General features: G+C 54.2%; 21 protein-coding genes. 18 read left to right on the plus strand and 3 right to left on the minus strand.

Annotation, left to right across the window (positions count from 1 at the left end):
- Positions 1–14: 14 nt before the first annotated feature.
- The 6 genes from atpA to glmS all read left to right on the plus strand — a co-directional run bounded on the left by atpA (position 15) and on the right by glmS (position 7,852).
- A complete protein-coding gene (atpA, locus tag EL29_RS18100) occupies positions 15–1,556 on the plus strand; it encodes a F0F1 ATP synthase subunit alpha (RefSeq protein ID WP_013023934.1) in 1,542 nt (513 codons plus the stop codon).
- Positions 1,557–1,608: 52 nt separating this feature from the next.
- Positions 1,609–2,475, plus strand: coding sequence for a F0F1 ATP synthase subunit gamma (gene atpG / locus EL29_RS18105; protein WP_006121201.1), 867 nt, complete (start codon positions 1,609–1,611; stop codon positions 2,473–2,475).
- A gap of 30 nt (positions 2,476–2,505) precedes the next feature.
- Complete coding sequence (atpD, locus tag EL29_RS18110) at positions 2,506–3,903, plus strand: F0F1 ATP synthase subunit beta (RefSeq protein WP_014332967.1); 1,398 nt, start codon at positions 2,506–2,508, stop codon at positions 3,901–3,903.
- A gap of 24 nt (positions 3,904–3,927) precedes the next feature.
- Complete coding sequence (locus tag EL29_RS18115; RefSeq protein ID WP_013023936.1) at positions 3,928–4,347, plus strand: F0F1 ATP synthase subunit epsilon; 420 nt, start codon at positions 3,928–3,930, stop codon at positions 4,345–4,347.
- A 161-nt stretch (positions 4,348–4,508) separates the two neighbouring features.
- Entirely contained in the window at positions 4,509–5,879 is a 1,371-nt protein-coding gene (glmU, locus tag EL29_RS18120) for a bifunctional UDP-N-acetylglucosamine diphosphorylase/glucosamine-1-phosphate N-acetyltransferase GlmU (protein WP_013023937.1), read from the plus strand.
- Between the two features lie 143 nt (positions 5,880–6,022).
- Positions 6,023–7,852: a glutamine--fructose-6-phosphate transaminase (isomerizing) gene (gene glmS / locus EL29_RS18125; RefSeq protein ID WP_013023938.1), complete on the plus strand. Its 1,830-nt coding sequence runs from the start codon at positions 6,023–6,025 to the stop codon at positions 7,850–7,852.
- Between the two features lie 43 nt (positions 7,853–7,895).
- On the opposite strand, the gene EL29_RS18130 is transcribed toward glmS, so the two are convergent.
- Positions 7,896–8,279 (minus strand): DUF4349 domain-containing protein, encoded by a 384-nt coding sequence (locus tag EL29_RS18130; protein ID WP_014332964.1) that lies wholly within the window; start codon positions 8,277–8,279, stop codon positions 7,896–7,898.
- 176 nt (positions 8,280–8,455) lie between these two features.
- Between EL29_RS18130 and pstS the strand changes: the two genes are divergently transcribed.
- The 6 genes from pstS (at position 8,456) to EL29_RS18160 (ending at position 14,355) form a co-directional block, all read left to right on the plus strand.
- Positions 8,456–9,499, plus strand: coding sequence for a phosphate ABC transporter substrate-binding protein PstS (gene pstS, locus EL29_RS18135; protein ID WP_014332963.1), 1,044 nt, complete (start codon positions 8,456–8,458; stop codon positions 9,497–9,499).
- Positions 9,500–9,585: 86 nt separating this feature from the next.
- On the plus strand, positions 9,586–10,548 hold the full coding sequence (pstC, locus tag EL29_RS18140; RefSeq protein WP_013023941.1) for a phosphate ABC transporter permease PstC: 963 nt from the start codon (positions 9,586–9,588) through the stop codon (positions 10,546–10,548).
- On the plus strand, positions 10,545–11,435 hold the full coding sequence (gene pstA, locus EL29_RS18145) for a phosphate ABC transporter permease PstA (protein WP_013023942.1): 891 nt from the start codon (positions 10,545–10,547) through the stop codon (positions 11,433–11,435). Before pstC ends, pstA begins: the two co-directional genes overlap by 4 nt.
- A gap of 44 nt (positions 11,436–11,479) precedes the next feature.
- Entirely contained in the window at positions 11,480–12,253 is a 774-nt protein-coding gene (gene pstB, locus EL29_RS18150) for a phosphate ABC transporter ATP-binding protein PstB (protein ID WP_013023943.1), read from the plus strand.
- 17 nt (positions 12,254–12,270) lie between these two features.
- On the plus strand, positions 12,271–13,005 hold the full coding sequence (gene phoU / locus EL29_RS18155) for a phosphate signaling complex protein PhoU (protein WP_013023944.1): 735 nt from the start codon (positions 12,271–12,273) through the stop codon (positions 13,003–13,005).
- A gap of 111 nt (positions 13,006–13,116) precedes the next feature.
- Positions 13,117–14,355, plus strand: a complete 1,239-nt coding sequence (locus EL29_RS18160; protein ID WP_013023945.1) for an MFS transporter — start codon at positions 13,117–13,119, stop codon at positions 14,353–14,355.
- A 289-nt stretch (positions 14,356–14,644) separates the two neighbouring features.
- On the opposite strand, the gene xylB is transcribed toward EL29_RS18160, so the two are convergent.
- Positions 14,645–16,090, minus strand: a complete 1,446-nt coding sequence (gene xylB / locus EL29_RS18165) for a xylulokinase (RefSeq protein ID WP_019104651.1) — start codon at positions 16,088–16,090, stop codon at positions 14,645–14,647.
- 17 nt (positions 16,091–16,107) lie between these two features.
- Complete coding sequence (xylA, locus tag EL29_RS18170) at positions 16,108–17,430, minus strand: xylose isomerase (RefSeq protein WP_014332960.1); 1,323 nt, start codon at positions 17,428–17,430, stop codon at positions 16,108–16,110.
- Positions 17,431–17,784: 354 nt separating this feature from the next.
- Here xylA and xylF point away from each other — a divergent pair, with 354 nt between their 5' ends.
- The 6 genes from xylF (at position 17,785) to EL29_RS18200 (ending at position 25,008) form a co-directional block, all read left to right on the plus strand.
- Positions 17,785–18,777 carry a D-xylose ABC transporter substrate-binding protein gene (gene xylF, locus EL29_RS18175; RefSeq protein WP_019104653.1) on the plus strand — a complete coding sequence of 331 codons (993 nt, stop codon included), beginning with the start codon at positions 17,785–17,787 and terminating at the stop codon, positions 18,775–18,777.
- Positions 18,778–18,803: 26 nt separating this feature from the next.
- Entirely contained in the window at positions 18,804–20,324 is a 1,521-nt protein-coding gene (locus tag EL29_RS18180) for a xylose ABC transporter ATP-binding protein (protein WP_019104654.1), read from the plus strand.
- Positions 20,317–21,498 carry a xylose ABC transporter permease XylH gene (gene xylH, locus EL29_RS18185; protein ID WP_014332957.1) on the plus strand — a complete coding sequence of 394 codons (1,182 nt, stop codon included), beginning with the start codon at positions 20,317–20,319 and terminating at the stop codon, positions 21,496–21,498. The genes EL29_RS18180 and xylH overlap by 8 nt, the downstream gene beginning before the upstream one ends.
- A gap of 92 nt (positions 21,499–21,590) precedes the next feature.
- Positions 21,591–22,766, plus strand: coding sequence for a D-xylose utilization transcriptional activator XylR (xylR, locus tag EL29_RS18190; RefSeq protein ID WP_014332956.1), 1,176 nt, complete (start codon positions 21,591–21,593; stop codon positions 22,764–22,766).
- A 386-nt stretch (positions 22,767–23,152) separates the two neighbouring features.
- On the plus strand, positions 23,153–23,590 hold the full coding sequence (locus EL29_RS18195; RefSeq protein WP_014332955.1) for a GNAT family N-acetyltransferase: 438 nt from the start codon (positions 23,153–23,155) through the stop codon (positions 23,588–23,590).
- Between the two features lie 320 nt (positions 23,591–23,910).
- Positions 23,911–25,008 (plus strand): aldose 1-epimerase family protein, encoded by a 1,098-nt coding sequence (locus EL29_RS18200; RefSeq protein WP_028716100.1) that lies wholly within the window; start codon positions 23,911–23,913, stop codon positions 25,006–25,008.
- The last annotated feature ends 200 nt before the right edge of the window (positions 25,009–25,208 follow it).

Consider the following 25,208-nt stretch of genomic DNA (forward strand, 5'->3'; position numbering starts at 1 on the left):
GGGGACTGGAGCATATGCAACTGAATTCCACCGAAATCAGCGAACTGATCAAGCAGCGCATTGCTCAGTTCAATGTCGTGAGTGAAGCTCACAACGAAGGTACTATTGTTTCTGTAAGTGACGGTATCATCCGCGTACACGGCCTGGCCGATGTTATGCAGGGTGAGATGATTTCCCTGCCGGGAAACCGTTACGCTATCGCCCTGAACCTCGAGCGTGACTCTGTAGGTGCGGTGGTGATGGGTCCGTATGCTGACCTGGCCGAAGGCATGAAGGTCAAGTGTACTGGCCGTATTCTTGAAGTACCGGTTGGCCGTGGCCTGCTGGGCCGTGTGGTGAACACCCTGGGTGCACCTATCGACGGTAAAGGCGCGATCGACAACGACGGCTTCTCGCCAGTCGAAGTGATTGCACCAGGTGTTATCGACCGTCAGTCCGTAGACCAGCCTGTTCAGACCGGTTACAAATCTGTCGATGCGATGATTCCAATCGGCCGTGGCCAGCGTGAGCTGATCATCGGTGACCGTCAGACCGGTAAAACCGCAATGGCTATCGACGCCATCATCAACCAGCGCGATTCAGGCATCAAGTGTGTCTACGTTGCGATTGGTCAGAAAGCGTCAACCATTTCTAACGTGGTACGTAAACTGGAAGAGCACGGCGCGCTGGCTAACACCATCGTTGTTGTTGCCTCTGCGTCTGAGTCTGCTGCACTGCAGTATCTGGCTCCGTATGCAGGTTGCGCCATGGGCGAATACTTCCGTGACCGCGGTGAAGATGCGCTGATCGTTTACGATGACCTGTCTAAGCAGGCTGTTGCTTACCGTCAGATTTCTCTGCTGCTGCGCCGTCCACCAGGCCGTGAAGCATTCCCAGGCGACGTGTTCTATCTCCACTCTCGTCTGCTGGAGCGTGCATCACGCGTGAGCGCTGACTACGTTGAGCGCTTCACCAATGGTGAAGTGAAAGGCCAGACCGGTTCTTTGACCGCGCTGCCAATCATCGAAACTCAGGCGGGTGACGTTTCTGCGTTCGTTCCGACCAACGTAATCTCGATTACTGATGGTCAGATCTTCCTGGAATCTAACCTGTTCAACTCCGGTATCCGTCCTGCTGTTAACCCGGGTATCTCTGTATCCCGTGTGGGTGGTGCTGCTCAGACTAAGATCATCAAGAAACTGTCCGGTGGTATTCGTACCGCGCTGGCGCAGTATCGTGAACTGGCGGCCTTCTCCCAGTTTGCATCTGATCTGGACGATGCAACCCGTAAACAGCTGAGCCACGGTCAGAAAGTGACCGAGCTGCTGAAGCAGAAACAGTATGCGCCGATGTCGGTTGCGCAGCAGGGTCTGGTGCTTTTCGCAGCGGAACGCGGCTATCTGAACGACGTTGAGCTGGCAAAAATTGGTAGCTTTGAAGCTGCTCTGCTGGCGTTCGCAGATCGCGATCACGCCGAGCTGATGGCTGAAATCAACCAGTCTGGTAACTTCAATAACGATATCGAAGAGAAGCTGAAAGGCCTCCTCGAAACGTTTAAAGCAACCCAGTCCTGGTAATGTCTGGCGGCTTGTCTGAAAGGGCAAGCCGCAAGGCTTTGAGGAGAAGCTAATGGCCGGCGCAAAAGAAATACGTACCAAGATCGGAAGCGTAAAAAATACGCAGAAGATCACCAAAGCGATGGAAATGGTCGCCGCCTCCAAAATGCGTAAAACGCAGGAACGCATGGCGGCCAGCCGTCCGTATGCAGATACCATGCGCAAAGTGATTGGTCACCTTGCACTGGGGAATCTGGAATACAAGCACCCTTACCTGGATGAGCGCGACGTTAAGCGCGTCGGCTACCTGGTCGTTTCGACTGACCGCGGGCTTTGTGGTGGTTTGAACGTTAACCTGTTCAAAAAATTGCTGGCAGAGATGAAGGCCTGGTCCGACAAAGGCGTACAGAGCGATCTGGCCATTGTGGGATCGAAAGGCGTGTCATTCTTCGGCGCTGTTGGTGGCAATGTTGTGGCACAGGTCACTGGCATGGGCGATAAGCCTGCGCTGTCTGATCTTATCGGCCCGGTAAAAGTGATGTTGCAGGCCTACGATGAAGGCCGCATCGACAAGCTGTACATTGTTAACAACAAGTTCAACAACACCATGTCTCAGACTCCGACCATTACCCAACTGCTGCCGTTACCGCCAGCGGAAGGTGAAGAAGAGATGAAGGCGAAGACCTGGGATTACCTGTACGAGCCCGATCCGAAAGCGCTGCTGGATACGCTGCTGCGTCGCTATGTCGAATCGCAGGTTTATCAGGGTGTGGTGGAAAACCTGGCCAGTGAGCAGGCCGCACGTATGGTAGCAATGAAAGCTGCAACCGATAACGGCGGAAATCTGATCAAAGAGCTGCAGTTGGTTTACAACAAAGCTCGTCAGGCCAGCATCACCCAGGAACTTACCGAGATCGTCTCGGGAGCCTCCGCGGTTTAACCAGGTTTGGAATTAGGTAGAGGATTCAAGATGGCAGCTGGAAAGATTGTCCAGATTATCGGCGCCGTAGTTGACGTCGAATTCCCTCAGGATGCAGTACCGCAAGTGTACAGCGCTCTTGAGGTTAAGAATGGTGATGCTCGTCTGGTGCTGGAAGTTCAGCAGCAGCTGGGTGGTGGCGTGGTTCGTACTATCGCCATGGGTACTTCTGACGGCCTGAAGCGCGGTCTGGAAGTCACCGACCTGAAAAAACCGATCCAGGTACCGGTTGGTAAAGCAACCCTCGGCCGTATCATGAACGTGCTGGGCGAGCCTATCGACATGAAAGGCGACCTGACAGAAGAAGACGGCAGCGCAGTAGAGGTTTCCTCTATTCACCGCCCTGCGCCTTCTTATGAAGATCAGTCTAACTCGCAGGAACTGCTGGAAACCGGCATCAAGGTTATCGACCTGATGTGTCCGTTCGCTAAGGGCGGTAAAGTCGGTCTGTTCGGTGGTGCGGGTGTAGGTAAAACCGTAAACATGATGGAGCTGATCCGTAACATTGCGGCTGAGCACTCAGGTTACTCGGTATTTGCCGGCGTGGGTGAGCGTACTCGTGAGGGTAACGACTTCTACCACGAAATGACTGACTCCAACGTTATCGATAAAGTTGCGCTGGTGTATGGCCAGATGAACGAGCCGCCGGGTAACCGTCTGCGCGTGGCACTGACCGGTCTGACCATGGCGGAGAAATTCCGTGATGAAGGCCGCGACGTTCTGCTGTTCATCGACAACATCTACCGTTATACCCTGGCCGGTACGGAAGTATCCGCGCTGCTGGGTCGTATGCCATCTGCGGTAGGTTATCAGCCAACGCTGGCAGAAGAGATGGGTGTGTTGCAGGAGCGTATTACCTCCACCAAGACAGGTTCAATCACCTCCGTACAGGCCGTATACGTGCCAGCGGATGACTTGACTGACCCGTCACCAGCAACCACCTTTGCTCACTTAGACTCAACAGTTACCCTGAGCCGTCAGATCGCCTCGCTGGGTATCTACCCGGCCGTTGACCCGCTGGACTCCACCAGCCGTCAGCTGGATCCACTGGTTGTGGGTCAGGAGCACTACGACGTTGCACGTGGCGTACAGTCACTGCTGCAGCGTTATCAGGAACTGAAAGACATCATCGCCATCCTGGGTATGGACGAGCTGTCTGAAGAAGACAAACTGCTGGTGGCACGTGCGCGTAAGATTCAGCGCTTCCTGTCTCAGCCGTTCTTCGTAGCAGAAGTGTTCACCGGTTCTCCAGGTAAATACGTAACGCTGAAAGACACCATCCGTGGCTTTAAAGGCATCATGGAAGGTGAATTTGACCACCTGCCAGAGCAGGCCTTCTACATGGTTGGCGCCATCGAAGAAGCGGTCGAAAAAGCGAAGAAACTGTAATAACGGTTTCCCAGGAGGAAAATTATGGCTATGACTTATCACCTGGATGTTGTCAGCGCAGAGAGCCAACTGTTCTCTGGTCTGGTACAGAAAATTCAGGTGTCAGGTAGCGAAGGTGAACTGGGGATTTTCCCTGGCCATGCCCCGTTGCTGACTGCCATTAAGCCTGGAATGATCCGTATCGTGAAACAGCACGGCGAAGAGGAGTTTATTTACCTCTCTGGCGGCGTGCTGGAAGTGCAGCCTGGCAGCACCACCGTTCTGGCCGATACCGCGATTCGCGGTACCGATCTGGACGAAGCGCGTGCGCTGGAAGCAAAACGTAAAGCAGAAGAGCATATGAACAGCAGCCACGGCGACGTGGACTACGCTCAGGCCTCTGCGGAACTGGCAAAAGCCATTGCGAAACTGCGCGTGATCGAGCTGACCAAAAAAGCGATGTAATCCGGCTTTGTGCGTCACGAAATGCCAGCCCATTGGGTTGGCATTTTTTTTGCGTGGCGGTAAAGCAAAAGGATGCTGGCTAATTTCGGGCCGAGAAAAATGTAGTAATCTCAGCGCTAAATCGTTTAACTTTCTTCAGTCTACAATCAGTCAGGATAGATATGTCTAACAGTGCGATGAGTGTGGTGATTCTTGCGGCTGGCAAGGGCACCCGTATGTATTCCGATCTGCCGAAAGTGTTGCATACGCTGGCAGGAAAACCGATGGTTCAGCACGTCATTGATGCCGCAAAGGGCCTTGGCGCAAAGCATGTGCATTTGGTATACGGGCACGGTGGTGACCAACTCAAAGCAACGTTAAACGACAGCACAGTAAACTGGGTGCTACAGGCAGAGCAGCTGGGTACGGGCCACGCTATGCAGCAGGCGGCCCCTCACTTCTCCGATGACGAAGACATCATGATGCTCTATGGTGATGTCCCGCTGATTTCTGAAGCTACCTTACAGCGTCTGCGCGAAGCAAAACCCGCGGGCGGTATCGGTTTATTAACGGTCGTCCTGGATAATCCCACCGGTTACGGTCGCATCGTACGCGACAATGACACCATCGTAGGCATTGTTGAACAAAAAGATGCCACGCCTTCTCAACTGACCATTAACGAAATCAATACCGGTATCCTGATCGCCAATGGCGGCGATCTTAAGCGCTGGCTGTCCCAGTTGAATAACAATAATGCTCAGGGCGAATTCTACATTACCGATATTATTGCCCTGGCGCATGAAGAAGGTCGGGTGATTAATGCAGTGCATCCGGCCCGCAATAGCGAAACTGACGGTGTCAATAATCGCCTGCAACTGGCCACGCTTGAGCGGACTTACCAAAGCGAGCAGGCTGAAAAACTGCTGTTGGCAGGCGTCATGCTCCGCGATCCTGCGCGTTTCGATCTGCGTGGCACCCTGCAGCATGGCCGTGATGTTGAAATTGACACCAACGTTATCATTGAAGGCCAGGTGACGCTGGGCAACCGGGTCAAAATTGGTGCTGGCTGCGTCATCAAAAACAGCGTTATCGGGGATGACTGTGATATCAGCCCCTATTCGGTGATCGAGGATGCAAATCTGGCTGCAGACTGTACCGTAGGGCCATTTGCGCGTCTGCGCCCGGGAAGTGAGCTGGCTCAGGCCGCGCACGTAGGTAATTTTGTCGAGATGAAGAAAGCCCGACTGGGTAAAGGGTCCAAAGCGGGTCACCTCTCTTACCTGGGCGATGCCGAGATTGGTGCCAATGTGAATATTGGGGCGGGAACGATCACCTGTAATTACGATGGCGCGAATAAATTCAAAACGATCATTGGCGATAACGTCTTTGTAGGATCGGACACGCAGCTGGTCGCGCCGGTCAATGTGGCGGCAGGCGCGACTATCGCAGCGGGCACCACGGTAATGAAAGATGTCTCTGCAGCCGATCTGGTCTATAACCGTAAAGAACAGAACCATAAAGCCGGTTGGCAACGTCCGCAGAAGAAAAAATAATTTTACGGCCCGTGGTACACGGGCCGCTTGCAGTGCCAAAACTATAATCCCCACTCTCTACAAGGCTCGGGGAACCGGCAAAGCCGGACTATCAGGTCATATGACAACGCAATGGCGAACAGCCATGAAGTCAGGAAATAACTATGTGTGGAATTGTTGGCGCAGTAGCACAACGTGATATCGCTGAAATTTTGTTAGAAGGGTTACGCCGCCTGGAGTACCGCGGTTATGACTCAGCCGGTCTTGCCGTCGTCGATCAGCAGGGGCACGTAACGCGCCTGCGTCGTCTGGGAAAGGTTCAGATGCTGGCTGCCGCCGCAGAAGAACAGCCCCTAGTCGGCGGAACAGGTATTGCTCACACCCGCTGGGCAACTCATGGCGAGCCCTCAGAAGCCAACGCGCATCCGCACGTTTCTGAGCACATCGTTATCGTCCATAACGGCATTATTGAAAACCATGAGCCCCTGCGTGAAGCGCTGATGGCGAAGGGTTATCACTTCGCCTCAGAAACCGATACCGAAGTGGTGGCGCATCTGGTCCATCTGGAACAGAAACAGGGCGGCTCGCTGCGTGAAGTTGTACAGCGCGTGATCCCTCAGCTGCGCGGCGCCTATGGCATGGTGATTATGGACAGCCGCGATCCGTCGCTGCTGGTGGCGGCTCGTTCCGGAAGTCCGCTGGTCATTGGCCGTGGTGTGGGTGAAAACTTTATCGCTTCTGACCAACTGGCGCTGCTACCGGTCACTCGCCGCTTCATTTATCTGGAAGAGGGCGATATCGCTGAAATTAGCCGTCGTGATGTCACCATCATTGATGGCAACGGCAATAACGTCCGTCGTGAAGAGATCGAGTCCAGCGTGCAGTATGATGCGGGCGACAAAGGCCAATATCGTCACTACATGCAGAAAGAGATCTATGAGCAACCGAATGCGATTAAAAACACCTTAACAGGGCGTTTTAACCACGGTGAAGTGGATCTCAGTGAACTGGGGCCAAATGCAGAAGCCCTGCTCAGCAAGGTTGAGCATGTTCAGATCATTGCCTGCGGCACCTCATATAACTCCGGTATGGTTTCGCGTTACTGGTTCGAGGCGCTGGCAAACGTCCCTTGCGACGTCGAAATCGCGTCTGAATTCCGCTATCGCAAATCTGCTGTGCGTAAAAACAGCCTGCTGATTACCCTCTCTCAGTCGGGTGAAACCGCTGATACGCTGGCTGCGCTGCGCCTGTCCAAAGAGCTGGGTTATCTGGGTTCGCTGGCTATCTGTAACGTCGCGGGTTCGTCGCTGGTGCGCGAATCCGATCTGGCGCTGATGACCAAAGCGGGCACTGAGATTGGTGTGGCCTCCACAAAGGCCTTTACCACCCAACTCACCGTGCTGCTGATGCTGGTGGCAAAACTCGGCCGCCTCAACGGCATGTCCGCAGAAAAAGAGCATGAGATTGTTCATGGTCTGCAGGCGTTGCCAAGCCGCATTGAGCAAATGCTGGCGCAGGATAAGCTGATTGAAAACCTGGCTGAAGATTTCTCTGATAAGCACCATGCGCTGTTCCTGGGTCGTGGCGATCAATATCCGATCGCCATGGAAGGGGCGCTGAAGCTGAAGGAAATTTCGTATATTCATGCGGAAGCCTATGCTGCGGGTGAACTCAAGCACGGTCCGCTGGCGCTAATCGATGCTGACATGCCGGTCATCGTGGTGGCACCGAACAACGAGCTGTTAGAGAAGCTGAAATCGAATATCGAAGAGGTGCGCGCGCGCGGCGGTCTGCTGTACGTGTTTGCCGATCAGGATGCCGGTTTCAGTGACAGCGAGGGAATGAAGATCATTCCCTTGCCGCACGTTGAAGAGGCCATTGCGCCTATCTTCTATACCGTGCCGCTCCAGCTACTCTCCTATCATGTCGCCCTGATTAAAGGCACCGATGTGGATCAGCCGCGTAATCTGGCGAAATCGGTTACGGTCGAGTAAAGCCTCTCACGCGTGAATCCCACCAGGGATTCACGCGTTCCATTTATTTGATTTTGCTGCTGACTTGCTCAATTACGCGCTGCTGATCGCTGATTTTACGGTTAGCCTCATCGAGTGAGCGTTGCAGGTTATTGATCGTATCTTCATTTTTACTGAGCTTTTGTGTGAGCTGGTTGAGGGTATCAGTCTGGTTTTCTTGCGTTTTTAATAATTTCTCTACATTCTCCTTCGTTTTACTCACATCCTCAGCATTGACAGAAGCTTGTCTGACCGCGCCACCACTATCAATTGTAGCCAGAGTGCCTCTGTTATCTGTCATTGCAAAAGATTCATCCGAATGAATCTGCGGTACGTCGTACGCCTGGGCGCTGGCCAGCGTACAGAGGACGACGATATTGCCTACCAGAAGCTTCTTCATAAATTTCATCGAACATGTCCTTTTCAATAGTGGGCTTGTAAAAATTAGCAATAATTGTGTCTGTCATATAACTGTAATATTAACTACATTTTTCTGTCACTAAACTGTCCTATTTTCCCTCCTGCAGCAATCACTGACTCTTACTAAAAAGGCACTTAGCCTGACTTTTCTCCCCTGGAGGGAACATGACACTGATGCGTAGCACCGTAGCCCGAATCCTCGCCGCCTCTCTTGCCGTTAGTGCGGTTTCTGCCTTTGCAGCCACCGATCTGACTGGTGCTGGCGGTACATTCCCGGCGCCGGTTTATGCCAAGTGGGCAGCAGAGTATCAGCAAGCCACCGGTAGCAAAATTAACTATCAGGGCATTGGTTCATCTGGCGGTGTAAAACAAATTATCGCCAAAACCGTTGATTTCGGTGCGTCCGATGCGCCTATGAAAGACGAAGATCTGCAGAAGAATGGGCTGTTCCAGTTCCCTACCGTGATCGGTGGTGTGGTGCTGGCGGTTAACCTGCCAGGCGTAAAATCTGGCCAACTGACGCTGGACGGAAAAACCGTAGGTGATATCTATCTCGGCAATATCAAGAAGTGGAACGATCCAGCGATCGTTAAACTGAACCCGGGCGTGAAACTGCCAGACACCAACATCAACGTGGTGCGCCGCGCGGATGGTTCAGGTACCTCTTTCGTTTTCACCAGCTACCTGGCGAAAGTCAATGAAGAGTGGAACAGCAAAATTGGTAAAGGAAACACCGTTAACTGGCCAACCGGTCTGGGCGGTAAAGGTAACGACGGCGTTGCGGCGTTCGTTCAGCGTCTGCCAGGCTCCATTGGTTACGTTGAGTACGCGTATGCCAAACAGAATAACCTGACCTACACCAAGCTGATGGATGCAGACGGTAAGGCCGTTGCGCCAAGCGAAATCAGCTTCTCTAATGCCGCAAAAGGCGCAGACTGGAGCAAATCGTTTGCCCAGGATCTGACCTTCCAGAAAGGCAATGATGCATGGCCGATCACCTCAACCACCTTTATCCTGATTTACAAAGACCAGGCTAATGCGGCGAAAGGTGCAGAAGTACTGAAATTCTTCGACTGGGCTTATAAAGACGGCGGCAAAACGGCTAACGCCCTGGATTATGCCACCCTGCCTGAGAGCGTAGTTCAGCAGATCCGTGCCGCATGGAAAGCCAATATCAAAGACAGTTCAGGTAAAGCGCTTTACAAGTAAGTGAATGACCCTGGCCGGACATCAGTCTGGTCAGCCTTCAGGGGCGGCGTCTGCCGCCCTGATAACTTCTGAGGACTGAGACTTCTATGGCTGCAACGAAGTCGGCATTCAAAGCCCCAGGCAAGCAAGGTGACAGAGTTTTCGGTGCACTGGTAAAACTCTCTGCGCTGATCGTCTTGTTACTGATGGGCGGCATCATTGTCTCCCTGATCTTCTCTTCCTGGCCGAGCATACAGAAATTTGGTTTCGCGTTTTTGTGGACCAAAACCTGGGACGCCCCTAACGAACAATTTGGTGCGCTGGTACCGATTTACGGTACGCTCGTCACCTCAATCATTGCCCTGATTATTGCGGTACCGGTCAGTTTCGGTATTGCGCTTTTCCTTACTGAACTCGCACCAGGCTGGTTACGTCGTCCACTGGGGACCGCCATTGAGCTGTTAGCGGCGATCCCCAGCATTGTTTACGGCATGTGGGGCTTATTTGTTTTTGCGCCACTGTTCGCACAGTACTTCCAGACGCCGGTTGGCGATGTGATGTCGGGCATTCCTATCATTGGCGAGCTGTTTTCTGGCCCCGCATTTGGTATCGGTATCCTGGCCGCAGGCGTTATCCTGGCCATCATGATCATCCCCTACATTGCCTCGGTAATGCGCGACGTGTTCGAACAGACGCCGGTGATGATGAAAGAGTCGGCTTACGGCATTGGCTGTACGACCTGGGAAGTGATTTGGCGTATTGTTCTGCCCTTCACCAAAAATGGGGTGATCGGCGGTGTCATGCTCGGTCTGGGACGTGCACTGGGTGAAACCATGGCCGTGACCTTTATTATCGGTAATACCTACCAGTTAGACAGCGCCTCGCTGTTTATGCCCGGCAACAGTATCACCTCCGCGCTGGCGAACGAATTCGCTGAAGCAGAATCAGGCGTACACGTTGCGGCCCTGATGGAGCTGGGCCTGATTCTGTTTGTGATTACCTTTATCGTGCTGGCGATTTCAAAGTTAATGATTATGCGGCTGGCCAAAAGTGAAGGAGCGCGATCATGACAACAATGGAAGTACAGGCTCGCGCTGAGCTGGAAGCGTCACGTCGTAAGATGCAGTCGTGGCGCAGTACCAAAAACAAAATTGCGCTGACAATGTCGTTACTGACCATGGCTTTTGGCCTGTTCTGGTTAGTGTGGATTCTGTTTACTACGGTAAGCCGTGGCATTGATGGTTTGTCATGGTCGCTGTTTACGGAGTCCACTCCGCCGCCAAACACCGCGGGTGGTGGCTTAGCCAATGCCCTGGCGGGAAGCGGTTTACTGATTTTCTGGTCTACCTTCTTCGGTACGCCGTTGGGCATCATGGCCGGCGTTTATCTGGCAGAGTACGGACGCAAATCAGCACTGGCAGAAGTGATTCGTTTTATTAATGACATTCTGCTGTCAGCGCCATCGATTGTGGTTGGCCTGTTTGTCTACACCATCGTCGTGGCGCAGATGCACCACTTCTCCGGCTGGGCCGGCGTGATTGCGCTGGCGCTGCTGCAGGTTCCGATAGTGATTCGAACCACGGAAAACATGTTGCGACTGGTACCAGACAGCATGCGCGAAGCCGCCTATGCGTTGGGTACGCCGAAATGGAAGATGATCTCGGCGATTACGCTCAAGGCGTCGGTTTCCGGCATCATCACCGGTGTGCTGTTAGCGATTGCCCGTATCGCCGGTGAAACCGCGCCGCTGCTGTTTACTGCGCTGTCGAATCAGTTCTGGAGCACCGACATGATGCAGCCCGTGGCTAACCTTCCGGTCACCATATTTAAATTCGCCATGAGCCCGTTTGCCGAGTGGCAGAGCCTGGCCTGGGCTGGCGTATTGATTATTACCCTGTGCGTGCTGCTGCTGAATATCGTAGCAAGAGTGGTTTTCGCCAAGGGTAAACACGGTTAACTACCGACACTGCCCTGTGCGGTGTCGATTAAGAGAGAAAAACAATGAGTACTGCGACTGCGTCAGCCGGAAAAATCGAGGTTCGTAACCTGAATTTCTATTACGGCAAGTTTCACGCTCTGAAAAACATTAATCTGGATATTGCTAAAAACCAGGTTACGGCGTTTATTGGGCCATCAGGCTGTGGTAAGTCCACCCTGCTGCGCACTTTCAACAAAATGTATTCGCTCTATCCGGATCAGCGTGCCGAAGGTGATATTCTGCTGGATGGTGACAATATTCTGGCGTCGCATCAGGATATCGCGCTGTTGCGGGCGCGCGTTGGCATGGTGTTTCAGAAGCCAACGCCTTTCCCAATGTCAATTTATGACAACATCGCTTTCGGCGTGCGCCTGTTCGAGAAGCTGTCTCGTGCCGACATGGATGAGCGCGTGCAGTGGGCCCTGACCAAAGCGGCCCTGTGGAACGAAACCAAAGACAAGCTGCACCAGAGTGGCTACAGCCTGTCGGGTGGACAGCAGCAGCGTTTATGCATTGCCCGCGGCATCGCTATCCGTCCGGAAGTGCTGCTGCTGGATGAGCCATGCTCAGCCCTGGATCCGATTTCCACCGGCCGTATCGAAGAATTAATTACCGAACTGAAGCAGGATTATACGGTTGTGATCGTGACCCATAACATGCAGCAGGCTGCACGGTGTTCCGACCACACGGCATTTATGTATCTGGGCGAACTGATTGAGTTCAGCGACACCGACACGCTGTTCACCAAGCCGGCACAGAAACAAACAGAAGACTACATCACAGGTCGCTACGGCTGATTTGACAGGAGATCGCCATGGACAGTTTAAATCTGAATAAACACATCTCCGGTCAGTTCAACGCTGAACTGGAGCACATCCGCACTCAGGTGATGATTATGGGCGGGCTGGTCGAGCAACAGCTGACCGATGCGATTACCGCCATGCATAACCTGGACGGTGAGCTGGCCCAGCGCGTCATCGATGGCGACCAGAAGGTCAACATGATGGAAGTGGAGATTGATGAGGCTTGCGTGCGCATCATTGCCAAACGCCAGCCTACTGCGATTGACCTGCGTCTGGTTATGGCAATTATTAAGACCATTTCCGAGCTGGAACGTATCGGCGACGTGGCCGAGAAAATCAGCCGTACCGCACTGGAGAAGTTTGGTCAGCAACATCTGCCTCTGCTGGTCAGCCTGGAATCCCTGGGCCGCCACACCGTACAGATGCTGCATGACGTACTGGACGCGTTTGCACGTATGGATCTTAACGAAGCCGTTCAGATCTACCGCGAAGATAAAAAAGTGGATAAAGAGTACGAGGGGATTGTGCGTCAGCTGATGACTTACATGATGGAAGATCCCCGTACGATTCCCAGCGTGTTAACTGCACTGTTCTGCGCCCGCGCCATCGAGCGTATTGGTGACCGCTGCCAGAACATCTGCGAAATTATTTTCTACTTCGTCAAAGGTCAGGATTTCCGTCACGTCGGCGGAGACAAGCTTGATGAGCTCTTATCCGGCGACGACGGCAGTAATAAACCTTCTTGATTCTGCACAACCGTGTGCTATTCAGGCGCACGGTTGCGGCTATTCTGCATAGACCTCATCAGCATCGCTCTTTATACTTGCGCCAGTTTTTTAACCAACGGGTGCTGACTCATGTCCTCTTCTTCCTCTTCTAAGCAGAGCGTTACGCCTGCCAAAGCGATGCTGGCTGCCGTCAGCGGTTATGCCATGGATGGATTCGACCTGCTGATTCTGGGATTTATGCTGCCTGCCATTAGCCTGTCGCTGGCGCTTGATCCTTCACAGGCGGGCTCGCTGGTGACCTGGACGCTGATTGGTGCCGTGATTGGCGGCATCGTGTTTGGCCATCTCAGCGATCGCTACGGGCGTATTCGTGTCTTAACCATTACGATACTGATGTTCTCCGTTTTTACCGGCCTGTGCGCGGTGGCTCAGGGTTACTGGGATCTGCTGGCGTACCGCACGCTGGCTGGAATGGGGCTCGGCGGCGAGTTTGGTATCGGCATGGCGCTGATTGCGGAAGCCTGGCCGGCAGAGAAGCGCAACCGCGCATCGGCGTGGGTCGGGATCGGCTGGCAACTGGGGGTTCTGCTGGCGGCGTTTATCACGCCGCCGTTGCTGAGTGTTATTGGCTGGCGCGGGATGTTCCTTGTGGGGCTGCTGCCCGCGCTGGTGTCGTTTATCATTCGCCGCAGCATGGGCGAACCTGAGAGCTTTACCCGTCAGATCAAACATGTTCCCTCGCTGTCTTTTCCCGCCCGACTGAAATTACTGGTTAAAGACCGCGCCACCAGCAAGGCCAGTCTGGGGATCTTTATTCTCTGCTCCGTCCAGAACTTTGGTTATTACGGCCTGATGATCTGGATGCCGAGCTACCTCTCATCAAACTTCGGTTTCAGCCTGACAAAATCCGGCCTCTGGACGGCAGTAACCGTGGTCGGCATGACTTTTGGCATCTGGTTGTTTGGCGTGCTGGCGGACCGCTTTGCACGTTGGAAAATTTTCCTGCTTTATCAGTTCGGCGCAGTCGTGATGGTTGTGGTTTATGCGCAACTGCGCGATCCCACCGTTATGCTGTTTACGGGCGCCCTGATGGGGCTGTTTGTTAATGGCATGATCGGCGGATACGGTGCACTAATCTCGGATACCTTCCCACCGCAGGTGCGCGCGACCGCGCAAAATGTGTTGTTTAACCTGGGACGTGGCGTCGGTGGATTCGGCCCGCTGGTGATCGGCCTGCTGGCAGGCAAGTTTTCTTTCGTGGCGGCCATTACCTTACTGGCGCTCATCTATCTGCTGGATATTGTGGCAACGCTGTTCCTGCTGCCGAAGAAGCAGAGTCAGGACGATGCGCTGGGGGCAATTGGCTAAGTAACCTGACTGATGTAAACCGGCCTCACAAAGAAGCCGGTTTACGTGGTGAGCCAGGGCAGTATCAGATGCACCTCTACCATTTCAAATTTCAGGCTAATTTTTCGCATGAATCGCGCGATTTGCATCGTTGGTCGCGCAGGGTCAGGTTCTGCCGCTGCAACCTTTATGAACCCTGAGGAAATGATGAGGGCAAGATAGCCCGACAGTGCCACGGTGGCAGATTGTTGTGAGCATGATGAGAGACATCGCTCAGATAAAAGGGCAACATTGTTGCCCTCGGGTTGGATTACTGCTGCATCAACGGCAGCAGCTGCTGATACAGCCGGCTGAACGTCTCACGTCTCGGCTGATAGTGCGCATGACGCGCCGGGTCCGGCTGGTGGCGCTGCACCTGCTTCAAGGCAGGCACGGTCAGATTCTCATCCAGCGCCATTTGCGCCAGACGGGCTGCGCCCAGCGCGGGTCCGACATCGCCACCTTCGCAGTAATCCAGCGTCTGTCCGCTGATATCCGCCAGCATCTGGCGCCAGTAGCCGCTACGGGCGCCGCCGCCAATCAGCATGATACTGCTGGGCGTCACACCACATTCGTGTACCACATCCATGCCTTCGGCCAGTGCAAAACCAACGCCTTCCAGCACGGCTTGCGCCAGCTCTGGTCGTCCGTGCTGGTGGGTAAAGCCAAAGAAGCTGCCACAGGCGTGCGGATTATTATGCGGTGTGCGTTCCCCCGACAGATAAGGCAAAAACCACAGCGGCGGCGCATCCTGTTTTGCCCGCTCCGCCTCTGACAATAAATGGGGAACATCGTCGCAGCCGGTCAGCGCAGCCGCCCAGTCAAGGCAGGACGCAGCACTGAGCATCACGGACATCAGATGCCAGCGCTGTGGCAGGGCATGACAAAAGCTATGAACGGCACGTTGCGGATTACTGAGATAGCCGTCGCTGACCACAAAATAGACGCCGGACGTTCCCAGCGACAACATGCCTTGCCCCGGCGCAGTCATGCCGACACCCACTGCGCCGGCAGCGTTATCGCCCCCACCTGCCACCAGCGGCACCTGAGGCAGTTTCCAGCGCTGTGCGATATCCGCTGACAGCGCACCGGTAATCTGATTACCTTCGAACAGCGCAGGCATGTGGTGACGCGCCAGCCCGCAGGCCGCCAGCATCACTTCACTCCAGTCACGCTTTTCCACATCCAGCCACATTGTGCCCGCCGCATCTGACATATCGCTGGCAAATTCGCCGCTCAGTCGCCAGCGCAGGTAATCTTTGGGCAACAGCACTTTTGCGACCTGAGCAAAAACGTCAGGCTCATGCTCTTTCAGCCACAGCAGCTTTGGCGCGGTGAAGCCCGGCATCATCAGGTTTCCGGTGATCTGACGCGATTCAGGCACCCGCTGTTCCAGCTCACGGCACTGATCGCCGCTGCGTCCGTCATTCCAGAGAATGGCCGGGCGCAGCACCTGATGCTGTGCGTCAAGCAGCGTAGCGCCGTGCATCTGCCCGGTCAGGCCAATCGCTTTTACCCCACTCAGATCGTGCTGCTGGGCCAGTGCCTGTATCGCGCGGTCTGTCGCCAGCCACCAGCTTTCGGGATCTTGTTCGCTCCACAACGGCTGCGGGCGGGAAACCGTCAAGGGTGAGGTTTCCACCGCAACAACCACGCCTTGCTCATCCAGCAGCACAGCCTTAACGCCGGATGTGCCGATATCGATCCCGATTACCATGTCGCGCTCCTTACGGATTAAAAATCATAGAGATAGTGATTCACCAGGTTTTCCAGCTGCTCCTGACGTCCACTGTTGTGCTGCGGGTTAAACTGCTGCTGATGCGCATGGGCCGCCAGCGCGTCCAGAGAGAACTCGCCTTTCAAAATCTGCTGGCCGAACTCACCGTTCCAGCCGCTGTAGCGCTGCGCAACGCGTTTATCCAGCTCACCGTCAGACAGCATGCGCGCCGCGACTTTCAACGCCAGTGCCATGGTGTCCATCGCGCCAATATGACCATAGAACAGGTCATACTTATCGGTGCTCTGACGGCGCACTTTGGCATCAAAGTTTAGGCCGCCGGTCGTGAAACCGCCTGCTTTGATGATTTCGTACATCACCAGCGCGTTTTCTTCCACGCTGACCGGGAACTGGTCCGTATCCCAGCCGCACTGCGGATCACCACGGTTAGCATCCACCGAACCAAACACGCCAAGGGCAATGGCCGTTGCAATTTCATGATGGAAAGCGTGGCCGGCCAGCGTCGCATGGTTCGCTTCGACGTTCACCTTAATCTCTTTTTCCAGACCAAACTGCTTCAGGAAGCCATAAACCGTGGCGACATCATAATCATACTGATGCTTGGTGGGTTCCTGCGGCTTAGGTTCGATCAGCAGCGTGCCCTGGAAGCCGATTTTGTGCTTGTGCTCCACCACCATTTGCATAAAGCGGCCGATCTGCTCGCGCTCCTGGCGCAGGTCGGTATTTAACAGGGTTTCGTATCCTTCGCGACCGCCCCACAGCACATAGTTTTCGCCGCCCAGCGTCTGGGTGGCTTTCATGGCACTGCATACCTGGCTGGCTGCCCAGGAAAACACCTCCGGATCGGGACTGGTTGCAGCGCCTGCACCATAACGCGGATGGGTGAAACAGTTCGCTGTGCCCCACAGCAGCTTAAGCCCGGTTTCCTGCTGCTTTTCCAGCAGTTTATCGGTCATGACGGCCAGGTTTTCGCGATAGCTTTTCAGCGAATCCCCTTCCGGTGACACGTCCACATCGTGGAAGCAGTAATAGGGCACGTTCAGCTTGTGAAAAAACTCAAACGCCACGTCCGCTTTGAGTTTGGCCAGATCCAGCGCCTCGCCCGCTTTCTGCCACGGACGATCAAACGCACCCGCGCCAAACATATCGGCACCGTTCCAGCAGAACGTATGCCAGTAACAGGCGGCGAAGCGCAGATGCTCGGCCATGGTTTTACCCATGATCACTTCATCCGGATTGTAGTGACGGAACGCCAGAGGATTGGTGGTTTTTGTTCCTTCGTAGCGAACGCGATCAAGCTGGTCAAAATAAGCGTGCATGGTTTGCTCCTTAGCATCGGCCCCGAATGGGTTACCCAGAAGCGTTATTGTGCGTACCCGCTCTCAGCGCGCTCAATTACGATATTTCACACAGCCGGTAAGATAATTATTTATTGTGCACTTGCTCGCAAAAAAATATGAAGGCTTTATGACGCCCGACAGGTCCTATCTCGCAATCGGTGAGTCTGAAAATGTAAAATTTTCGATCGCGCTCATAAATACAGAAATAAACCAAAAAACGTAATAGCGGGATAAAAATCAGTAATTGCTGGCAGCAGAAAATAAGGTGAACAATTCATCCGCCTGGTTCATAGCCTTACAACGACAATAACCGTACCCTACAGGATGACCATGATGAAAATGAAACCTGCATTACTCGCTGCCCTTGCAGCGCTGGCCCTGTTCAGCCAGGCCAGTCTGGCAAAAGAAGTCAAAATTGGCATGGCAATCGACGATTTGCGCCTGGAGCGCTGGCAAAAAGACCGTGACATCTTTGTCAAACAGGCTGAGGCGCAGGGCGCAAAAGTCTTCGTGCAGTCAGCCAATGGCAACGAAGAAACTCAGATGTCGCAAATTGAAAATATGATCAACCGTGGCGTTGATGTTCTGGTTATCATTCCCTACAACGGTCAGGTATTGAGTAACGTAGTGGCAGAAGCCAAACGTGAAGGGATTAAAGTGCTTGCCTATGACCGCATGATAAATAACGCCGACATCGATTTTTATATTTCCTTTGATAATGAAAAAGTGGGTGAAATGCAGGCGGAAAGCCTGGTGAAAAAGGTACCAAAAGGAAATTACTTCCTGATGGGCGGCTCACCTGTAGATAATAACGCCCGCCTGTTCCGCGCAGGACAAATGAAGGTGTTAAAACCTTACATCGATAACGGCAGTATTAAAATTGTTGGCGACCAGTGGGTGGATGCCTGGCTGCCGGAAAACGCGCTGAAAATTATGGAAAATGCCCTGACCGCCAATAAAAACAATATTGACGCAGTTGTCGCCTCGAACGATGCCACTGCGGGCGGTGCCATTCAGGCGCTAAGCGCTCAGGGGCTGGCCGGTAAAGTGGCCATTTCCGGGCAGGATGCGGATTTGGCTGCCATCAAACGCATTATGAACGGCACCCAGACCATGACCGTGTACAAACCCATCAAAGAGCTGGCTACCGAAGCCGCGAAGATTGCCATCGAGCTGGGCAACGGTCAGACGCCAGCCAGCAACGCCACGCTCAATAACGGCCTGAAAGACGTGCCAGCGCGCCTGTTGACACCGATTGAGGTCAACAAAGACAACATCGACAGCACCGTGGTGAAAGACGGTTTCCACAAGAAAAGCGAACTCTAATCGCGCTACGCGAAGGAGAGTAAACGATGTTGCTGGAAATGAAGAACATCACTAAGCGCTTTGGCGCGGTGAAGGCGCTGGATAACGTCAGCCTGCAGCTGGATGCCGGTGAAGTGCTGTCGCTGTGCGGTGAAAACGGCTCTGGCAAATCGACGCTGATGAAAATCCTGTGCGGGCTCTATCCGCACGGGGATTTCGACGGGCAGATTCGCTTTGCCGGGGAGGATATTCAGGCGCAAACCATCCGCGATACCGAACGCAAAGGCATTGTCATCATCCATCAGGAGCTGGCGCTGGTGCGGCAGCTCACGGTGATGGAGAACATCTTTCTCGGCGCAGAGCTGGGGCGCTTCGGCATGGTAGATGATGAAACCATGACGCTGCGCTGCCAGCAGCTGCTGGAGCGCGTCAAACTCAACGTCTCGCCGGATACGCGCGTGGGTGAGCTTGGCCTGGGGCAACAACAGCTGGTGGAGATTGCCCGTGCCCTTAACAAACAGGTGCGCTTACTGATCCTGGATGAACCCACCTCATCGCTGACCGAGCAGGAGACGACAGTGCTGCTCAGCATCATCCAGAACCTGCGCGGACACGGCATTGCCTGCGTGTACATCTCGCACAAGCTCAATGAAGTGAAGGCTATCTCGGACACGATCTGTGTCATCCGCGATGGTCAGCACATCGCCACCCGGCCAGCGGCAGGCCTGAGCGAAGATGACATCATCACCATGATGGTCGGACGCGAACTCACGGCGCTTTATCCTCATTCGCCTCACGACATTGGCGACACGGTATTGCAGGTCGATAACCTGACAGCCTGGCATCCGGTTAACCGTCACGTGAAGCGGGTGAATAACGTCTCCTTCACCCTGCGAAAGGGCGAAATTCTCGGCATCGCCGGATTAGTCGGTGCAGGCAGAACCGAAACCGTGCAGTGCCTGTTTGGCGTCTGGCCGGGACGCTGGCAGGGCGACATCGCGATCAATGGCCAAAAAGTCACGATTCGCGACTGTCAGCACGCTATCGCACACGGCATTGCCATGGTGCCGGAAGATCGTAAAAAAGACGGCATCGTGCCGCTGATGGGCGTAGGCAAAAACATCACGCTGGCCGCGCTGGACCAGTTCAGTCATCGGCTTTCCACCCTTGATGAGGCCGAAGAGCTGCGCGCCATCAACGCCGCCATTGCACGACTGCGGGTGAAAACCTCTTCGCCTGAGCTGCCGATTGGTCGCCTCAGCGGCGGTAATCAGCAAAAAGCGATTCTGGCGAAGTGCCTGCTGCTCAACCCGAAAATCCTGATTCTGGACGAGCCGACGCGCGGCATTGATGTTGGGGCGCGCCAGGAGATCTATGTGCTGATCAACGCCCTGGTAAAGCAGGGCATCTCGGTGATTGTGATTTCGTCTGAGCTGCCTGAAGTGCTGGGCCTGAGCGATCGCATTCTGGTTATGCATGAAGGGCAAATCAAAGCCGATCTGATTAACGACAATCTGACTCAGGAGCAGGTGATGGAAGCCGCCCTGCGGAGTGAACATTATGCTTAACAGCGAGAGTAAACCTGCCGTAGCGGCACCGGCTAACAAGCACGTATCCAGCAAGCTCGGCCTGCGTAACCTGCAGGTGCTGGTGATGCTGGGGGCGATTGTCTTGATTGCCCTGTTCTTTACCTGGACCACCGACGGCGCCTGGCTCAGTCCGCGCAACGTCTCTAACCTGCTGCGCCAGACGGCGATCACCGGCATTTTGGCCGTTGGCATGGTGTTTGTGATTATTTCCGCCGAGATCGATCTGTCTGTTGGATCCATGATGGGCCTGCTGGGCGGCGCGGCGGCAATCTTCGATGTCTGGCTGGGCTGGCCGCTGCCGCTGACTATCGTGGTCACGCTGGTGCTGGGGCTGTTGCTCGGCACCTGGAACGGTTGGTGGATAGCTTATCGCAAGGTCCCTTCATTTATCGTTACCCTGGCCGGTATGCTGGCGTTTCGCGGCATTCTGGTGGGCATCACCGATGGCACTACCGTGGCACCGACAAGCCCGGCGATGTCGCAGATCGGTCAAAGCTATCTGCCCGGCGGTATCGGTTTTGGCTTTGGCTTTGCGGGCCTGGCGCTGTTTATTCTGTGGCAGTGGCGCCTGCGGCTGCGCCGTCAGCAACTGGGTCTGGCTCAGCCAGCCGCCACCGGCACCGTAGCACGGCAGGCCATTACCGCCGTTCTGGTTCTGGGCGCGATCTGGCTGCTGAATGATTATCGCGGCGTACCGACACCGGTCCTGCTGCTGGCATTGCTCATGCTGGTGGGGATGTTTATGGCCACCCGCACCGCCTTCGGGCGGCGTATCTATGCTATTGGCGGCAACATTGATGCCGCGCGGCTCTCCGGCATCAACGTGGCGCGCACCAAGCTGGCGGTATTTGCCATCAACGGCCTGATGGTGGCGATTGCCGGGCTAATCCTCAGTTCGCGCCTGGGGGCCGGTTCGCCTTCCGCCGGGAATATCGCCGAGCTGGATGCGATCGCGGCCTGCGTTATTGGTGGTACCAGCCTGGCCGGCGGTGTCGGTTCCGTCGCGGGCGCGGTGATGGGCGCGTTTATTATGGCCTCGCTGGATAACGGCATGAGTATGATGGATGTGCCGACTTTCTGGCAGTACATCGTTAAAGGTGCGATTTTGCTGCTGGCCGTGTGGATGGACACTGCAACGCGCCGCCGCCTGTAATCGTGTGAACGATCACACTGTGGCGCAAACCATTTCTGTGGCGCATCCGGCTGTGCTATGCAATGCGCTGGGAGTTAAAGGGATGTGCCACTATGCATGAAAAACGATACCGCATTACCCTGCTGTTTAACGCCAACAAGGTTTACGATCGTCAGGTGGTAGAAGGCGTTGGCGAGTATTTACAGGCTTCGCAGACCAACTGGGATATTTTCATTGAGGAGGACTTCCGCTGCCGCATTGAGAATATCCATGAATGGCTGGGCGACGGCGTCATCGCAGATTATGACGACAGTGCCATTGAGCGTTCGCTGGCGGACGTGGCAGTGCCGATTGTCGGCGTAGGCGGCTCCTATCACCGTGAAGAGGATTATCCGCCAGTACACTACATCGCCACCGACAACAGTGCGCTGGTGGAAAGTGCCTTTCTGCACCTGAAAGCGCGCGGCATCAACCGTTTCGCCTTTTACGGTTTACCGGCTTCCAGCGGCAAACGCTGGGCGCAGGAGCGCGAACTGGCGTTTCGTAAAATGGTGATGCGCGAACGTTACATGGGCGTCGTCTATCAGGGCATGGAGACTGCCTCTGAGAACTGGCAGCATGCACAAAACCGCCTGGCCGACTGGCTGCAAACGCTTCCTCCCCATACCGGCATTATTGCCGTCACCGACGCCCGCGCGCGTCATCTGCTGCAGGCCTGCGAATACCTGAAGATTCCGGTGCCGGAGAAGCTGTGCGTGATTGGTATTGATAACGAAGAGCTGACGCGTTACCTGTCGCGGGTAGCGCTGTCCTCCGTGGTTCAGGGCTCGCGCCAGATGGGTTACCAGGCCGCCAAACTGCTGCATCGCCTGCTGGATAAGCAAACCCTGCCTCTGCAGCGTATCTTAGTACCGCCGGTAAAAGTCATTGCCCGCCGCTCTACGGACTTTCGCTCACTGCACGATCCCGCCGTGATCCAGGCGATGCACTTTATCCGCTTCAACGCCTGCAAGGGCATTAAGGTAGAGCAGGTGCTGGATGCGATTGGCATGTCGCGCTCAAACCTGGAGAAGCGTTTCCGGGATGAAACCGGCGACACGATTCATGCCATGATCCACCGTGAGAAGCTGGAGAAGGCTAGGGAGCTGCTGGCGGGCTCGTCGCTGAGCATCAATGAGATCTCCCAGATGTGCGGTTACCCGTCGCTCCAGTATTTCTACTCCGTGTTTAAAAAAAGCTATGCCACCACGCCGAAGGAGTACCGGCAGGAGAATGGTGAGGTGATGTAGATGCTTAACGCTTGCCTGGATCGCTGCATGAGGCAATAAGGTTAACCGCATCATTCGACCTTTTCACGAGCAACACTCGCGTATTCTGCTGAAGCTGGATGGCAAGAAACGGACAAAGGCACAGTAAAAAAACGCTCACCAAGGGTGCCAGCTGACTCCCTTTCAAAAGGACAGGAAAACCGCCAGCGCGAAAATATCGTCTTAGTTTTTTGGTCACACCGTCTCACTTCTGCGCATCGGCTTGACGATGCTCTTAGTGAAGATGCCCTGCTGATCGCACCTGTCGTTATCATTACTGATAGTGCACCAATGTGCCTGCAAGAGTCGGGTAAAGCTCACCCGCATTGTCATCGCTTAGTTGTTGTTTTAACCAAAAGGAATTTCCAATGCTCAAGGTCCGCAAAGCCATACCAGAGGATTACTCTGCCTGGCTAACCCTCTGGAAAGGTTATCTGCATTTTTACGGACAGAACCTGGACGATGCCGTCACGTTATCTACCTGGCAGAGAATACAGTCGCCCGAATCAGCGTTAATGTGTTGGCTGGCCGAATTTGATGGCAAGGTGACGGGCTTCGTGGTCTGCGTGATACATGAAGGCACATGGTTTACACAGCCCGTATGCTATCTGGAAGATCTCTTCGTTGAAGAAAATGCGCGTGGCGTGGGAGCGGGAAAAGCGCTCATCACGCGGGTCTGCGATGAAGCCCGTGAGGCGGGCTGGGCAAAGGTGTACTGGGTGACAAATGAAAATAACCCCGCGCGTAAACTCTACGACAAGCTAGCCCAGGTTGATGATGTTGTTCGCTACAACATCAGATTCTGAAAACCGACCTCTCAGCACCTTCCCAATCGCACAGGAGACTGCCCTTATTAAAATAATAAGGGCAGAGATTAATAACCCCTCTCCCCTTATTATTGGCATCTGCCAATAATAAAAATAATCTGTGATAAATATCTCAATATTATAGTATTAAGATTCATTACGACCCTTATTCATTTTCCCTCTGTTTTCAACGGCGCAGGAAGGCTTCTCCAGAGGCTGACATTCCGAAAATAGAAAAACCCCCATTGAAATAAACTGTGCGCGATCACAAGATGGATGGGTTTACTAAAAAAAATAATCAGTAAATTTTGAGGCCAGTTATGCAACACACACTGTTACCGACCACCTTCCAGCTCCAGAAGGCATTTTTCCATACCCAACCCATAGAGATCGTCAAGGCAGCGGGGTGCAGCGCGACGTTATTTACCTATGAATCAGGAATCGAAGCCGTGCGGCTGAAAAACGCCCGAGGTCATCTGGTGGTGCTTCCTTATTTTGGTCAGATGATCTGGCAGGCCATGTTTGATGGCGTTGACCTGACAATGCAAAGCCGTTTTACCGAGCCACGTCCTGCCAGCGATATTGTCGGCACCTACGGCTGCTTTATGTATCACTCAGGGCTGCTGCGCAACGGTAACCCCACAGCGGAAGACACGCACGCTCTGCACGGTGAAATGCCTGTTGCACCTATGCAGCGGGCACGTATTGAAACGGGCGAGGATGCGCAGGGGCCGTGGCTGGCGCTGGTGAGTGAGCGTGAATACCTGATGGGATTTGGTGACCATTATCTGGCCCAGCCGCGGGTGGTTATCCGTCCGGACAGCGCGACCTTTGAAGTGTGCATGGAGGTAGAGAACCTGTCGCGCAATCCCATGGATCTGATGTACATGTGCCATGCTAACTTTGCCTATGTCGAAGGCGCTCGCATCATTCAGCCTGCGGCCTTTACGGCGGCCGACACGGTGATCCGTTCGTCAGTACCGGCCATCGTGAAAGCGAATGATGCCTATCTGGCAAGGCTTGAGCAGCTCAGGCACGATCCCGCCAGCACAGAAGTGCTTAACGCTGAGTTGCAGCCCGATCCTGAACTGGTTTTCTACATCAAAAATCTGCGTAAAGCCGAGGATGGTCAGGTCCATGTCATGCTCAGGCGGCCGGAAGGTGATGCCTTTACGGTGAACTATAACCCGGAACACTTTCCGTTTCTGACGCGCTGGATTCTGGCGAATAACATGCAGAAGGTGTGCGCCTTCGCGATGCCGGCGACCTGCGGCGTTGAAGGTTATCTGGCAGAAAAGCGTGCCGGGAATGTGCGGTCACTGGCCGGAGGGGAACGGGCCTGCTTCAGCATCACGCTCGGTTACCTTAACGCGCAGGAAAGCCAGCATGAAGAAGCCCTGATCCACGATTCAGTTTGATCGCTGCCGCGATTTTGTTAATGAAATGTGTGAGCTTTATCAAAGAAGGAATCTTTATTAGTGGCAGGTAATTTACTTTGATATTAATTTAAGTAAATTCTTGAGTGTACCAGGACAATTATGCGGTTTGTTTTGGAAAACGGGAAAAACCCTTAACCGGTAGAACGGTTTATTTTCTCTTTTTATTACTACGAATACCC

The organism is Pantoea ananatis LMG 2665, from assembly GCF_000710035.2.
GTDB lineage: Bacteria > Pseudomonadota > Gammaproteobacteria > Enterobacterales > Enterobacteriaceae > Pantoea > Pantoea ananatis.

Excerpts from the sequence above, each read along its gene's own strand:
- xylR (WP_014332956.1), top strand. The coding sequence starts at position 21,591 with ATGCATGAAAAACGATACCGCATTACCCTGCTGTTTAACGCCAACAAG.
- EL29_RS18130 (WP_014332964.1), bottom strand. The coding sequence starts at position 8,279 with ATGAAATTTATGAAGAAGCTTCTGGTAGGCAATATCGTCGTCCTCTGT.
- EL29_RS18115 (WP_013023936.1), top strand. The coding sequence starts at position 3,928 with ATGGCTATGACTTATCACCTGGATGTTGTCAGCGCAGAGAGCCAACTG.
- EL29_RS18180 (WP_019104654.1), top strand. The coding sequence starts at position 18,804 with ATGTTGCTGGAAATGAAGAACATCACTAAGCGCTTTGGCGCGGTGAAG.
- EL29_RS18200 (WP_028716100.1), top strand. The coding sequence starts at position 23,911 with ATGCAACACACACTGTTACCGACCACCTTCCAGCTCCAGAAGGCATTT.
- pstB (WP_013023943.1), top strand. The coding sequence starts at position 11,480 with ATGAGTACTGCGACTGCGTCAGCCGGAAAAATCGAGGTTCGTAACCTG.
- pstS (WP_014332963.1), top strand. The coding sequence starts at position 8,456 with ATGACACTGATGCGTAGCACCGTAGCCCGAATCCTCGCCGCCTCTCTT.
- atpA (WP_013023934.1), top strand. The coding sequence starts at position 15 with ATGCAACTGAATTCCACCGAAATCAGCGAACTGATCAAGCAGCGCATT.
- atpD (WP_014332967.1), top strand. The coding sequence starts at position 2,506 with ATGGCAGCTGGAAAGATTGTCCAGATTATCGGCGCCGTAGTTGACGTC.
- EL29_RS18195 (WP_014332955.1), top strand. The coding sequence starts at position 23,153 with ATGCTCAAGGTCCGCAAAGCCATACCAGAGGATTACTCTGCCTGGCTA.
- xylB (WP_019104651.1), bottom strand. The coding sequence starts at position 16,090 with ATGGTAATCGGGATCGATATCGGCACATCCGGCGTTAAGGCTGTGCTG.
- phoU (WP_013023944.1), top strand. The coding sequence starts at position 12,271 with ATGGACAGTTTAAATCTGAATAAACACATCTCCGGTCAGTTCAACGCT.
- glmU (WP_013023937.1), top strand. The coding sequence starts at position 4,509 with ATGTCTAACAGTGCGATGAGTGTGGTGATTCTTGCGGCTGGCAAGGGC.
- glmS (WP_013023938.1), top strand. The coding sequence starts at position 6,023 with ATGTGTGGAATTGTTGGCGCAGTAGCACAACGTGATATCGCTGAAATT.
- pstA (WP_013023942.1), top strand. The coding sequence starts at position 10,545 with ATGACAACAATGGAAGTACAGGCTCGCGCTGAGCTGGAAGCGTCACGT.
- atpG (WP_006121201.1), top strand. The coding sequence starts at position 1,609 with ATGGCCGGCGCAAAAGAAATACGTACCAAGATCGGAAGCGTAAAAAAT.
- xylF (WP_019104653.1), top strand. The coding sequence starts at position 17,785 with ATGAAAATGAAACCTGCATTACTCGCTGCCCTTGCAGCGCTGGCCCTG.
- pstC (WP_013023941.1), top strand. The coding sequence starts at position 9,586 with ATGGCTGCAACGAAGTCGGCATTCAAAGCCCCAGGCAAGCAAGGTGAC.
- EL29_RS18160 (WP_013023945.1), top strand. The coding sequence starts at position 13,117 with ATGTCCTCTTCTTCCTCTTCTAAGCAGAGCGTTACGCCTGCCAAAGCG.
- xylA (WP_014332960.1), bottom strand. The coding sequence starts at position 17,430 with ATGCACGCTTATTTTGACCAGCTTGATCGCGTTCGCTACGAAGGAACA.
- xylH (WP_014332957.1), top strand. The coding sequence starts at position 20,317 with ATGCTTAACAGCGAGAGTAAACCTGCCGTAGCGGCACCGGCTAACAAG.